This window comes from Schaalia suimastitidis DSM 15538, from assembly GCF_000429105.1.
GTDB classification, from domain to species: Bacteria; Actinomycetota; Actinomycetes; order Actinomycetales; family Actinomycetaceae; genus Pauljensenia; species Pauljensenia suimastitidis.
In genome coordinates, this window is sequence record NZ_AUBF01000011.1 from 78,295 (window position 1) to 91,636 (window position 13,342).

The following is a 13,342-nucleotide window of genomic DNA, read 5'->3' on the forward strand; positions in this document are numbered from 1 at the left end:
TTGGTTACTGAGCAAGTGGTAACTAGTTTGACGTAGGTTTCTGGAAAATCTCTGAAAATTACCTAGGGGTCGTCCATATGGGACCGGAGACATAGGCAAGGGCAGTTCGCACCCCGTAGGCTTATCCCTGGAGGCCCGGAGAAGCTCCGGGCGCAGTGGCGCCACCCAAGGTGCCACACCCGTGACAAAGGAGCAGTCAACTATGGCCAACCCCCGTATCGTTACCGTCACCGGCGCCGCTGGCAATATCGGTTACGCCCTTCTCTTCCGCATCGCCTCCGGTGCTGTCTTTGGGCCGGATGTCCCTGTCAAGCTCAACCTTTTGGAAATCCCACAGGGGGCGAAGGCAGCTGAAGGTACCGCCATGGAACTCGACGACTGCGCTTTCCCATTGCTCGCGGGCGTTGATATCTTCACCGATGCCACCCCAGCCTTTGAAGGTGCAAATGCGGCTTTCCTGGTAGGCGCAATGCCGCGCCGCGCAGGTATGGAACGCGCAGATCTGCTTGAAGCCAATGCGGGTATTTTCGGACCACAAGGCGCCGCTATCAATGCCGGCGCAGCTGACGATATTCGCGTGCTTGTGGTGGGCAACCCTGCTAACACCAACGCCACCATTGCTGCAGCAGCCGCCCCCGATGTTCCCGCATCACGCTTCACCGCAATGATGCGCCTCGACCACAATCGTGCGATCTCGCAGCTTGCGAAGAAGACAGGCGCACCTGTGGCCGATATTAAGAATATCGTCGTGTGGGGTAACCACTCAGCTGACCAATACCCGGACGTTTCGTGGGCTACCGTTGGTGGCACGCCAGCTACCGAACTCGTCGATGAAGCATGGCTTGCTCCCAACTTCCGGCCGGTCGTTGCCAAGCGTGGCGCTGCCATCATCGAAGCCCGCGGCGCTTCCTCCGCCGCCTCGGCAGCCTCCTCGGCTATCGACCACATGCGTGACTGGGTGCAGGGAACTCCCGCAGGAGAGTGGACCACCTCGGCTATCATGTCGGACGGCACCCACTATGGTGTGCCTGCCGGACTGTGCTTCGGCTTCCCTGTCACCTCCGATGGTGGAGACTGGAAGGTTGTCGAAGGACTGGAAATTTCTGAAGGCTCCCGCGCAGGTATCGACCACAATATCGCTGCCCTGCAGGAAGAATACGACGCAGTGAAGGCCCTGGGTTTCCTCAAGTGAACCCAACTTCGCCGTGTTTATGAGGCGCTAAACAGCACCTCAGTCACTTCGATCAAGTGATTGTGGTCTGTTGTCTCTTTCGTGGAACTTTGGCCGTCACCTATGGTGGCGGCCAAAGTGTTGTTTAAGGCCGCGCCCGGTGTCTCGCATGCGCACCTGCTGTGCCGAGTCTGCCTTGGTGGACGGTTACGCGAATAGTGGGCAGGTTGCGTACCCTTTTGTCATGACTGAAACGACCAACGCCCGCACCAAGCTCATTGTCACCCTGTCGTGCCCCGACCAGCCCGGTATCGTGCATGCAGTTACGGGCGTCATGCAAGCCAATGGGTGCAATATCATTCAGTCCCAACAGTTTGGCGACCCAGACTCAGGCCTATTCTTCATGCGTGTTGAAGTGGATTCGCCAGTGGGGCGTGCACCCGTTGAAGAAGGGTTAGAAAAGGTTGCACAACGCTTCAACGCGACGTGGAATGTTGACCTTCTTGGGCGTGCACTGCGCACAGTCATTATGGTGTCACGTGAAGGACATTGTCTCCAGGATCTCCTGTACCGCCAACGTACCCAGGGACTGCCTATTGACGTGGTCGCAGTGGTTGGTAATCACCCGGATCTCGCGCCAGTTGCCCAGTTCTACGGGGTTCCTTTCCTTCTGGTACCCGTCACCAAAGACACCAAAGCGGAGGCCGAACAGCGTCTCCTTGACCTCATTACCGCGGAAAACGTCGAGCTCGTTGTCCTGGCCCGATACATGCAGATTATTTCGGAGCAACTGTGCACGCGTATGGCTGGACGCATCATTAATATCCACCACTCCTTCCTCCCCAGTTTCAAGGGTGCGCGCCCCTATGCACAAGCCCACGAACGAGGCGTCAAACTCATTGGCGCGACCGCGCACTATGTCACACCCGACCTTGACGAAGGTCCAATTATTGAACAAGATGTCGCACGTGTCACCCACGCCGACTCCACCCCGGATATGGTCGCATTAGGTCAAGACGTCGAACGCCGTGTGCTGGCCCAAGCGGTGCGGTGGCATACGGAGCATCGGGTCCTTATGGACGGTTCGCGTACCGTCGTCTTTTCCCGTTAACGACGCTTACACGGGCCGAGGCGCACTTCCTAGCACTTGACCGGGCCGAGGCGGCAGTGGGCGAGGCGTACCGCAGTGACGCAAGGTGCGTTAGGCTTGTCCTGTCGTGACTGGCGCACAGGTGGGTGACCACCGGGGAGCGATACAGGGGCAACGATCGGCCGCCCGCCTGGGCCGAAGCCCACGCAAGGCACCAATGTCTTGTAGGCAGCACGGACACTTATGAGCACAGATGGAGACCCGAATGGATTCCCTCAACGACCTCACTTTGGCGCAACTCGACCCTGAAATTGCGGCGGTCCTCGACCAAGAGCTTCACCGTCAACGCACCACCCTTGAAATGATCGCCTCGGAAAACTTCGTGCCGCGCGCAGTGCTCGAAGCGCAAGGTAGCGTCCTGACGAATAAATACGCCGAAGGCTACCCAAGCCGCCGCTACTACGGCGGGTGCGAATACGTCGACGTGGCCGAAAACCTTGCCATTGAGCGCGCAAAAGCAGTATTTGGCGGCGACTACGTCAACGTCCAGCCCCACGCGGGTGCACAGGCGAATGCCGCCGCACTGATGGCAATGGCCAATGTTGGCGACACTATCCTTGGCCTCTCCCTTGCCCACGGCGGACACCTCACCCACGGTATGCGGCTGAATTTCTCCGGAAAAAACTACAATGCGGTTGCCTACGAGGTCGATCGCACCACAATGCGCATCGAACCAGAAGCAGTGCGCGAGGTAGCGCTGCGTGAGCGACCCAGTGTCATTATTGCTGGCTGGTCGGCCTACCCGCGTCACCTTGATTTCCAAGCATTCCGCGATATTGCTGACGAGGTGGGAGCTGCCCTGTGGGTTGATATGGCCCACTTTGCAGGACTCGTTGCAGCCGGCCTGCACCCAAACCCAGTACCGTATGCCGACGTGGTCACCACCACTGTCCACAAGACCCTGGGTGGTCCACGTTCAGGCATGATCCTGTCCTCGCGTGGCGAGCAGTGGGGCAAGAAACTGAACTCCGCGGTATTCCCCGGCCAACAAGGTGGTCCGCTCATGCATGCCATCGCTGCCAAGGCTATTGCCATGAAGGTTGCTCAAAGTGACGAATTCAAAGACCGACAGCGCCGCACGCTTGAAGGTGCACAGCTTCTGGCAGAACGTCTCGGAGCTGCTGACGCACAGGCTGCCGGCATTAAACTCGTCACGGGCGGCACTGATGTTCACCTGGTCCTCGTTGACCTTGTTGCATCCAACCTCGACGGCAAGGCCGCTGAAGACCTGCTGCATACTGTAGGTATCACCGTGAACCGCAACGCGGTGCCTTTCGACCCGCGCCCAGCGATGGTCACATCGGGTCTGCGTATCGGCACGCCAGCACTGGCTACCCGCGGTTTTGATGCCGATGACTTCGCTGAGGTGGCCGACATTATCGCGACGACCCTGGTCCAGGGTGCCTCCGGCGCAGCAGTGGACGTTGATGCGTTGCGTGGTCGCGTTACGCGCCTGACAGATAAGCATCCTCTTTACGTTGGGCTTGGCCAGTGAGGGCACCGTGGAATGGGGCTGCTCAAGTCCTTGACGGCACCGCAACAGCTGCTGCCATCAAGGCTGAGCTTGCCCAGCGTGTCGCAGCCTTACGGGAGCGCAGCGTTGTGCCGGGCCTTGGCACAGTTCTCGTTGGTCAGGACCCAGGGTCGGTGGCCTACGTGGCAGGTAAACACCGTGACTGCGCTGAAGTCGGTATTGAATCCATTCGCGTAGACCTCCCTGAAGATGCTACGCAGGCAGATATCGAGGCGGCCATTGACCGTCTCAACGCTGATCCGGCATGCACAGGATACATCGTGCAATTGCCGCTGCCACGTGGCATTGACACTAATGCGGTACTTGAACGTATTGACCCAGCTAAAGATGCCGACGGACTGCATCCGACGAACCTTGGTCGCCTGGTATTGCGAGGTAATGAGCAGATTGATTCGCCATTGCCCTGTACGCCTCGTGCTGTCATTGAATTGATGGAGCGCCACGGCATCACTTTGGCTGGTAAAGATATCTGTGTTGTCGGACGTGGCGTCACCGTGGGGCGATCCATTGGGTTGCTACTGACACGACGCGCGGTAAATGCCACGGTGACGCTTTGTCACACAGGTACGGTGGATCTGCCTGCGAAGGTGGCGGCCGCAGATATTGTGGTGGCAGCTGCCGGTTCTGCGGGGCTCATCACTGCGGACATGGTCAAACCTGGCGCTGTAGTCCTCGACGTGGGGGTGTGCCGTGTGATTGACGAGGCCAGTGGCAAGGCTCGTCTCCACGGTGACGTCGCCGACGGGGTTGATGAGGTGGCATCATGGCTGTCGCCTAATCCTGGTGGGGTCGGCCCGATGACCCGCGCGTTACTGGTGACCAATGTGGTCGAGGCAGCGGAGCGTATCGCGCACAACTGAAGGTGCGGCGCACAGTAGAAGGTACTGTATGCAGCTCAACGTGCGGCGCAATGCGGGGAATAGGACCGTGTCATGTCCTGTTCCCCGCAAGCCGTCCACGTGCGGGCTTTGGCGGCGGACGAGAAAGGTGCGGTACCGCGCCTGGATCTCACAGCATGACAGTTACCGGGAATGTGTAAAGCGTCGCAGTGCTTGGGTGCATGGCAGGGACAAAAGGCACTGTGAAAGGCGTGATCGTGGGAGGACCGCCATACCCTATGCTGTGATATGGCTGTATCTTAGGTCGTGATACTTTGACAATTGGCCTCGTTTCCGCCACGGTTAACGTATGACAGGTCCTCTCACCACCGAAAAGGTGCGCCGTATCACCGGATATGTTCCAGGTGGCTTCGATATGCTCCACGTTGGACATATCAATATCCTTCGAGCTGCACGCGAGCGTTGCGACCGCCTGATTGTGGGTGTCGCCACCGATGAATCACTTGAACGAATGAAGGGTCGCAAACCAGTAATCCCACTGCGGGAGCGCTGCGATTTACTCGCCTCGTTACGCATTGTTGATGCGGTGGTTGTGGACCTTGACCAAGACAAACGTCTCGCGTGGCGCCTTCAACCTTTTGATGTGCTCTTTAAAGGCGACGACTGGAAAAACACCGAAAAAGGCCGACGCCTAGAAGCAGAACTTGCCGAGGTCGGCGCCGAGGTCGTGTACCTGCCGTACACGCAGTCCACCTCGTCCACCATGCTGCGTCGCTTCCTGTCAGCCGATGAAGTCAACGCCGAGTTTGGTGACTCTGCACCTCAGGGAGGACTCCTGTGAGCACAGCGCCAAGTTGGGGGGCGCGCTTTGGTGCGTATCGTCGTCAATTGGATCAGGCACAGAAACCAGGCGATGGGGTGCCTGCCTACACGCGTTGGGTGAATCGACGAGGCGCACGCCTAGTTGCTGCCGCAGGTGCAGCAAGCGGGTGGAGTCCGAATCACGTGACAGCCCTTTCCTTCCTCTTATCGCTCAGTGGCATGGTTTTCCTTGTAGTCTTGCCGCACACCTGGTGGTCGGGACTACCTGTCGGCACGCTACTGGCGTTGGGCTACCTCTTTGACTCCGCGGACGGGCAACTTGCGCGCCTCACCGGTGCCTCGTCAAAAACAGGGGAGTGGATCGACCACGTTGTTGACGCATTCCGATCCCCCGCGATCCACCTGACTTTGGCGGTTTCAGTAATGATCCACGCGCCACACCTATGGTGGTTTGCCATTGTTGCCTTGGCGTATGCACTGGTGACCAGTGGGCAATTCCTCAGCCAAATCCTTGCGGAAGCCTTCGTGAAAGGAGCGGGACGCGCACAGCGGCGCGGCAAAACGCTCACCTCTTTCCTGCTGTTACCCACCGACCCAGGCACCCTCTGTTGGTCATTCGCCCTTTGGGGCCTGACCAACATATTTGTGCCGGTATATGCGGTGCTTGCCGTACTTGCCGTGGCCCATTGCGCGCTGTCCCTAAGCCGACGGTACAAAGATTTGCGCAACCTAGACCAGGCAGCACGAGGCGCCGACAAATAGTGTCATGCCTGATATCTCCGTTCTAATTCCAGCACTTAACGCCCGCGCCACAATAGGTGCCGCCATCACCTCTACCTTTCGGGCGCTACCAATTGACAGTGAAATCATTATCCTTGACGACGGCTCCACTGACGACACTGCTCAGCGTGCAGCCGATGCCGCACAGCAGTGCGGACGTGCAGGCAATTTGCGGATCCTTTCCCACCAAACACCACAAGGGGTAGCCACTGCTCTCAACGAAATGTTGAACGCCTCCGATTCACGTCTGGTGGCAAGGATGGATGCTGATGACATTACGCTACCGGGACGCTTTCGTGCAGGACTGAAAGCGATAGCGGGAGGCGATGACTTCGTCTTTAGCCAGATGATCCGTTTTGGTAGCGGCTTGCCGCGACCCTACCCGCCGCTCGAAATTACGCCAGAAGCACTACGTCTGGAATTACTGATCACAAACCCCGTGTGTCACCCAACCATGTTGGCGACCCGAGATGCGCTGCAGCATCGTCTTGGTGGCTATCGCACCGTACCCGCCGAAGACTACGATTTGTGGCTACGGGCCGCGACACTCGACATGAAGCTGCGACGCTTGGCCTCATGGGGATTACTGTATCGAATGCACCCAGGCCAAGTGACCGCATCCAAAACGTGGCGCAGCCAATCGTGGGCCAGCCAAGCACAGGCACAGGCCTATGCTGCTTATACAGAACACACAGTTGGCGTACCATTGAAACGCCTCGTTGCTATTGCTGCAATGAGTGGGGACCAGCGAATAACAGAAATGGACCGATTTACCACACACGTCGGCCCTGCCCTGGATGCAATCCCCGGGTTTCATGGCCGCTTGGTGCGCCGCCGCTACAGGCAGCGTATCGCGTGGGCCACACACCAACAACCGAACGACTCAGGTGCCAACAACTGAAGGACCATTCATTGAATATCCTCACCCTCCCCCCACAAGATGGGCCGCAGGTAGTGGCCCGGATCCTTGCCACACGCTGGAAGACGATCCTCGCCTCGGCGCTATGTGTGCCCCTCCTCGTTGCTGGATGGTTGGCTATCGCAGGGCCGCATTACACGGCGCGCACAGCAGTAGAGTTAGCCATCGTTGGTGTTGAACCTGCGTCCTCCTCCCGATCGGCCAACTCCGCAATCGACATGGCCACAGAAATTGCCTTGGTGCGTTCCGGCGAAACTGGAAGCCGGGCCTCCCAACTCTTGGGCGGTGAAGTCAGTGCGGAAGAAATCGCTAGCAAGGTGGGTATTGAAACCAATTCTGGTGCTGTCGTTATTATGGTGACGTGGACAGCGAAAGACCCTGAGACAGCGCGGCGTATCAGTGGCGCTATCGCGCAGGCCTACCTGGCAGTGCGCGGCGACCTTGTCCTTGAACGAGCCAGTGCCATCGCACAATCCTTGGACGAAGAAATCGCGCTGCGTGAAGTGCAGTTAGCCGCTGTTGTCAGTGGCACCGCGGAGGGGGCTGCGTCGCGAGAAAGCTTGTTGGCATCAATATCGTCGTTGAATTCACGTCGTGCCGCCCTGGTGGGCCTTGACGCACCCACCGGGCGGATTATCACGCCCGATTCGACGGTGGACGTCGTAAAAGGCCCATCAAAGAAGAAATATCTGCTTGTGGCGTTGGGGGCAGGTGTCTTCGTGGGCTTGGCGTTGGCACTGATACGTGAACGTACCGATCAACGTATTCACAATCCGCGGCACCTTGCCCATGTAGTGGCGGCCCCCGTGTGGTCACCGGACGAGGCCGACTATGGGCAGCTCCGCTGGTTCGGTGCGGCCCGCATGGCAACACTCATAGCCAAAGAAAAAGGCGTTTTGGCGCTACTTATTGCTTCCTCAGAACCAGAGGCACCATTGTTGGTAAGTGCCCTCAGTGCCGCCCAGTCAGACCTTCACCCGGATGTGCACCTGCGTGTCCTAGACCTGGATGGTTCCCGTGCTGACTTGTTACGTGAGCTTGCGGATGTACAACAGGTGGCTATTGCGCCGAGCGCACGAAGCCGTAAGAACGATGTCGTGCAGCTGGTTGACCAAGTGGACTTAAGCGGGTGTGAATTAACCGGTGCATTCTTTATTCCGCGTTCCTCAGCAAAGGAACTCACTTTAGCTGCTGATACATCAACGGAAGAAGTCTGAGGTGGGCGCCACTTGCGGGCCCGCTGCGCACACAGAAGGCACCTACATCGCTCACGTGGACGTACACACCGCCCACCATACCGTCATTGCGGGGACACTTACTGATCCGCATGCGCTGATCCTTCTTCGTGACGGCGCGCGCACCATCGATCTTATTGACACCACTACCCATGACCTTGAAGTGCACCTTAGCCACTATATGGCGTGTGGCAATGGCCAGGTAGCAGCGCAGGTTCACGGCGCCTCGCCCCAAGAGGACCACACCGATGGGACAGGCAAGGAATGCGAGCAGACTTCAGGCCCGAGCGCCTCGTCCATCGCGACCCACGAGAATGCGACGGCGCTGGTACACAAACGAAGGAAGCGACACTGGGATGGCGTGACTACGCTGCCATCAGCAACAGTCATTCTCTGCACCACCGGCAGCTCAGACCTACTCGCCGCAGCTGTTCAATCAATCCTTGAGCAACGTGATGTGGATGTTGACCTTATCGTCGTCGACAATGCACCACATACAGGTGCTACCTTGGACGCACTCGCCGCTGTCAATGACCCGCGCCTGCGTATCGTTGCCCAGACTCATCCTGGTCTGTCGTGGGCGCGCAATCGTGGTGTCCTTGCCGCCAAAGGCGAGGTCCTTGTCTTCACTGACGATGACGCACTGGCAGACCCCATGTGGCTGCGAGCCATGATTGAACCATTTGCCGTTGATACCGCACACCGGATCGGTGCGACCACTGGCACACCCCTTCCCCTTGAACTCACGTATCGCGCACAACGGTGGTTCGAATCGCGCGGAGGATTCCCCAAAGAGATGAGTCCACGCCTCTGGTGGCTCGGTGGCGAGGATCCGTACCTTGACGCCTTTGGGGAACGAGGCGTCGGCGGCCCCCTATTCCCAGTGACCACCGCCCGCGTAGGCGCAGGCGTGTCGATGGCCTTTCGAGCAAGCACATTGGCCGACGTCGGTCCATTCGACACCGCATTAGGAGCAGGTACTCTCACACGAGGTGGAGAAGACCTAGATATCTTCGCTCGGTTGCTGGCAGGCGGCTGGGCCATTGTTCACACCCCTGACGCCATCGTTCACCACCGGCACCGACGCGACGAAGAGGGCCTCACCCTGCAAATCCGAGGCAATGGGTCAGGCACAGCTGCATTGCTGACGAAGACACTCCTACCTCATCCTCATATGGCAATCAGCCTTGCTGCGCGTATCCCCGCGGTTGCACGGCGCCTCGCCCCTGGTTCTGCCCGCGTATCCGGTACCACATCGGATGTGCCGCGAAGTCTCACCATCGCTGAGATCAAAGGGTTCCTTGAAGGACCGTTACTGTACCTGAGATCAGTTGCTCGTCGGGGCCGAACCTCGTCCCATTGCAGGCGGAGGCACAGGTGACACGGCAACACCTGCCTGCTGGTAGCGCGGCGCGTACACGTCGCTTGAACGCGCTACGTCCAGCGCGTGGCCTGAAGGTTACGCGTCTACCTGCATGGCCTGTGATGGCCCCCTTCGCGTTCTTCATCGTGTGGTGGGCGGTGGGATTTGGCGATATCGCGTGGCTCCTCGCAGCAGGATGTGCGGTTATCTTCTGGCCGGGACAACGCGGCATGAGCAGCCCACGCATCGGTATTCTGTGGGCACTATTCCTCTTCTGGGTGCTGGTTTCCCTGGTGATGGTTGACACCTCAGGGCGCCTGATCGGCGCCATCTACCGTTTTGCTTTCTTCCTTGCCGCTGGCATCCTGGCGCTTCACGTGTACAACGCGCGTCATAGCTTACCTTTACGACGCATATTCGTTGCCATGACTGCATTCCTGGCCTGTATGACCATCGGCGGCTACCTTGCGATGGCCTTTCCCGAATACGTACTTCACACACCGCTGTCGTATATCCTGCCGAAAAACCTGCTGAGTAACGACCTTGTGCGCGATATTGCACTGCGGAGGATGACGCAGTGGAACCCGAATTCGTGGATCGTGCAGGAGCCTCGTCCTTCAGCCCCCTTCCTGTACACCAACACCTGGGGCAACGTGTATTCGCTGGTGTTGCCACTGTCGCTCCTACACCTGCGCATGGAATGGGTGCGGCGCTCGCGGTGGCGTTGGGTAGTTGCTGCGGTCATCGCAGCATCAGTTATTCCAGCGGTCAATACGATGAACCGGGGAATGTATATCGGCCTAGGTGTTGTCGCGGTCTGGGTGGGTTTCCAGATGCTGCGTGTCGGCAGGTGGAAGGAAACCCTCGCAGGTGTTGCCGTCGTCGCGTCGGCGGGCCTCGTATGGTGGTTCTCGTCGGCAGGTGCCGAATTGTCGTATCGTCTGGCCACCACTCAATCAACATCGGATCGCTTGGCGCTATATGCAGGTACCGTTGAGGAACTCGCTAAATCGCCTCTGATTGGCTACGGTGCCCCGCGTCCTGCCACCGAATATTGGCTGCCAGCATTGGGTACCCAAGGGCAGTTGTGGACGGTGCTTTTCTCTTATGGTGTTGGTGGTGCGCTGCTATTTGTTGGTTTTTTCGTCATCGCTTTCGCTTATGCCGTGAACCGTCTTGACCTTTTGGGTGCGGTTCTTGGCGGCATCATCTTGGCCACCCTTGTCGAATCGTTCTACTACGGGATGATGACAGGGCTGATGGTATCTCTGCTGGCAGTTGCGCTGTTATTTCGGGGTGACCGCATTGAGGTGTGCGCGACTAACATTGCGGATCCTCGGCGAAGGTTTCGTCAGTGAGTTTCCATGTTCCGTCAAGCTTTTCAAGGGTGACCACAAAACGCGTGCGCTGCGGCATTTCGGGTGCGGCCATTGGCACACCGTTTTCGTCTAACACCCGCACCTGCGAGGTATCCACACATACAGACCAGAGCTGGCGCGAGTCGCCACCTTCAATAAGGTCTGCCTGCACGAGGCTGGGTTTGCCTTCCTGGTGCAAGCCCTCATTCGACCATTGTTCAACAAGGGCTTGGTGCGATTCCAAGGCGTTGCCGCCCAGGTGGCTGCTGGCTTGTGACGCTGTTTCTGGGGTGGCCAGGTCAGCGGAGATCGCATCAAATGCGCCCGTCAGGACCGCTGTTGCCTCCTCACCCGAAGGTGGCTGCGCCTCGTTAGGTATTGGCGAGGCGGTTCCTGGGCTACCGGGTGTGCTCTGCTGTGGCGTGGCTACAGTGTCGTTTGTTGATGACGGTGTTTGTGCGCCGCGCTGGACGACAAATATTGCAATGGCGACAGCGGCGATGACACAGGCGACGATAATGGCCAGTAGAACGCGCGGGCGACGAAAATAACTGAGGACGCGGTGCACAAAGGCTCCTTCAACACAATGGTTTATCAGAAAATATTACTTAGGTCGGAAGGTAGAAGCGATGGCGGAAAAAGTCAACTCGCGCGCCACGATGGCTCGAGGAGGCATTGTCGGCTTTTTGGGTGCAGCCACAAGCGCGGTCCTTGGCTTCATCCTGACATTGCTCCTCACACGCCTAATGGGCAGCGAAGACGCCGGCATCGTCATGCAAGCGACAGCAGTGTTTTCTGTTGTCTTGGCCTTGTCGAAACTCGGCATGGATTCAACGGCCATATTTTTACTGCCGCGTCTAAAAATTGACACCCCTGAACTTATCCGACATCACCTGCTGTATATGGCGACACTCGCCGGTGTTCTTAGCGGCGTCGTTGGTGCCGTGCTCTACATTGCTGCCCCTTATGTGTGGGGTGCCAATCAGGGGGAGTTGGTGCATGCGATCCGCACAGTGGTTTTCTTTCTACCTGCAGGGGCACTTTTGCTACTCTCCTCAGCTGCACTGCGTGCCTTGGGAGGGATGAAAGAGTACGTCCTCACACAAAATATCGCTTTGCCGCTGCTGCGCCCATTGCTGGTGGCATTTGCTATCGGGACAGTGGGAAGTATCGTCAGTGTGAGCTTCGCGTGGGCGTTCCCTTTTTTGGTCGTATTCGCGGTGTCTGTGGCGATGCTTATGCGACGCATGAAAGCCTTCGAGCAAGCTCCGGGTCTATTCCCGCCAAAGAAGCAGCGTCTGGCAACTTTGGCTTTCGCAGCCCCGCGCACGTTGGCTGCAGGGCTGGAGCAAGCAATTCTGTGGCTTGACATTCTCATAGTGGGCACATTGGCCGGCAATGCTGCGGCCGGTATCTATGGTGGCGCCAGCCGGTTTATACAAGCGGGTATGGTTGTTGACACGGCGCTAAGGGTTGTTGTCTCTCCGCGTCTATCGGCTTTGGTGCATCGCAAGAAAACCAGTGAAATTGTGGCGCTTCATACGACCACCACTATGTGGTTGATTCTTTTTGCCACGCCAATATATGTGCTGATGGCAATTTTTGCGCCCACGATGATGATGATATTGGGTGACGACTTTGCCTCCGGTGCGCCTGTTCTTGTACTTTTGTCGATCGGTGTGAGTGTCACCTTCCTCGCTGGAAATATCCACACGTTGCTCATTATGAGTGGGCATAGTATGTGGGCAGCGCTCAATAAAGTCGTGGTTCTTGTTCTCAATGTGGGTGGCAATCTCTTACTGATACCTCGGATGGGCACGGCGGGTGCTGCCATCACATGGGTGTTGTGTATGGTCGTTGACGCGGTACTTGCCAGTGTTGAGGTGCGGCATTTCATTGGGGTATCACTCAAGCCCATAGTTTTTGTGAAACCACTTACGGTGGTGGGGCTGACGGTAGCGGCGCCTGCACTGCTTATCGAGGCGGCATTCGGACAGGGGTATCGTGCATTTGTGCTGGCCACAGCTACTTGTGTTGTTCTATTTGCTGTGGCTGTGTGGGTAGGACGCAAGGGTTTGCACCTGAATAATCTTCGGCAAAGGCGCAATGTTGGCCCATCAGCAACATAGCGAAGCGCTGGTGGAGGCGCTAGAGTGGGATGTCACAATAAT

At 57.9% G+C, this 13,342-nt stretch carries 12 protein-coding genes and 1 riboswitch; of the genes, 11 read left to right on the forward strand and 1 reads right to left on the reverse strand.

What is annotated here, in order from left to right; translation table 11 throughout:
- The first annotated feature begins 202 nt into the window (after positions 1-202).
- The 10 genes from G438_RS0105930 to G438_RS11085 all read left to right on the forward strand — a co-directional run bounded on the left by G438_RS0105930 (position 203) and on the right by G438_RS11085 (position 11,171).
- Positions 203-1,192 carry a malate dehydrogenase gene (locus tag G438_RS0105930; RefSeq protein ID WP_026460542.1) on the forward strand — a complete coding sequence of 330 codons (990 nt, stop codon included), beginning with the start codon at positions 203-205 and terminating at the stop codon, positions 1,190-1,192.
- A 223-nt stretch (positions 1,193-1,415) separates the two neighbouring features.
- On the forward strand, positions 1,416-2,282 hold the full coding sequence (gene purU, locus G438_RS0105935) for a formyltetrahydrofolate deformylase (protein ID WP_026460543.1): 867 nt from the start codon (positions 1,416-1,418) through the stop codon (positions 2,280-2,282).
- A 96-nt stretch (positions 2,283-2,378) separates the two neighbouring features.
- Positions 2,379-2,464: riboswitch (ZMP/ZTP riboswitch) on the forward strand.
- 62 nt (positions 2,465-2,526) lie between these two features.
- The gene (gene glyA / locus G438_RS0105940; RefSeq protein ID WP_026460544.1) at positions 2,527-3,816 is read left to right on the forward strand and encodes a serine hydroxymethyltransferase; all 1,290 of its coding nucleotides are present in this window, start codon (positions 2,527-2,529) and stop codon (positions 3,814-3,816) included.
- Positions 3,813-4,715, forward strand: coding sequence for a bifunctional methylenetetrahydrofolate dehydrogenase/methenyltetrahydrofolate cyclohydrolase (locus G438_RS0105945; RefSeq protein WP_026460545.1), 903 nt, complete (start codon positions 3,813-3,815; stop codon positions 4,713-4,715). Before glyA ends, G438_RS0105945 begins: the two co-directional genes overlap by 4 nt.
- A gap of 328 nt (positions 4,716-5,043) precedes the next feature.
- Positions 5,044-5,535, forward strand: a complete 492-nt coding sequence (locus tag G438_RS0105950; protein ID WP_034285416.1) for an FAD synthase family protein — start codon at positions 5,044-5,046, stop codon at positions 5,533-5,535.
- Positions 5,532-6,278 carry a CDP-alcohol phosphatidyltransferase family protein gene (locus G438_RS0105955; RefSeq protein WP_026460547.1) on the forward strand — a complete coding sequence of 249 codons (747 nt, stop codon included), beginning with the start codon at positions 5,532-5,534 and terminating at the stop codon, positions 6,276-6,278. The genes G438_RS0105950 and G438_RS0105955 overlap by 4 nt, the downstream gene beginning before the upstream one ends.
- A gap of 4 nt (positions 6,279-6,282) precedes the next feature.
- On the forward strand, positions 6,283-7,197 hold the full coding sequence (locus G438_RS11075; RefSeq protein ID WP_034285419.1) for a glycosyltransferase family 2 protein: 915 nt from the start codon (positions 6,283-6,285) through the stop codon (positions 7,195-7,197).
- Between the two features lie 11 nt (positions 7,198-7,208).
- Positions 7,209-8,432: a YveK family protein gene (locus G438_RS0105965; RefSeq protein ID WP_026460548.1), complete on the forward strand. Its 1,224-nt coding sequence runs from the start codon at positions 7,209-7,211 to the stop codon at positions 8,430-8,432.
- 55 nt (positions 8,433-8,487) lie between these two features.
- Entirely contained in the window at positions 8,488-9,831 is a 1,344-nt protein-coding gene (locus G438_RS11080) for a glycosyltransferase family 2 protein (protein ID WP_240471005.1), read from the forward strand.
- Positions 9,828-11,171, forward strand: a complete 1,344-nt coding sequence (locus G438_RS11085; protein WP_051259351.1) for an O-antigen ligase family protein — start codon at positions 9,828-9,830, stop codon at positions 11,169-11,171. The genes G438_RS11080 and G438_RS11085 overlap by 4 nt, the downstream gene beginning before the upstream one ends.
- On the opposite strand, the gene G438_RS0105980 is transcribed toward G438_RS11085, so the two are convergent.
- Positions 11,134-11,739 carry a hypothetical protein gene (locus G438_RS0105980; RefSeq protein ID WP_026460549.1) on the reverse strand — a complete coding sequence of 202 codons (606 nt, stop codon included), beginning with the start codon at positions 11,737-11,739 and terminating at the stop codon, positions 11,134-11,136. The two genes, G438_RS11085 and G438_RS0105980, sit on opposite strands and share 38 nt — an antisense overlap.
- A 61-nt stretch (positions 11,740-11,800) precedes the next feature.
- Between G438_RS0105980 and G438_RS0105985 the strand changes: the two genes are divergently transcribed.
- Positions 11,801-13,300, forward strand: coding sequence for an oligosaccharide flippase family protein (locus tag G438_RS0105985; RefSeq protein ID WP_026460550.1), 1,500 nt, complete (start codon positions 11,801-11,803; stop codon positions 13,298-13,300).
- Positions 13,301-13,342: the final 42 nt, after the last annotated feature.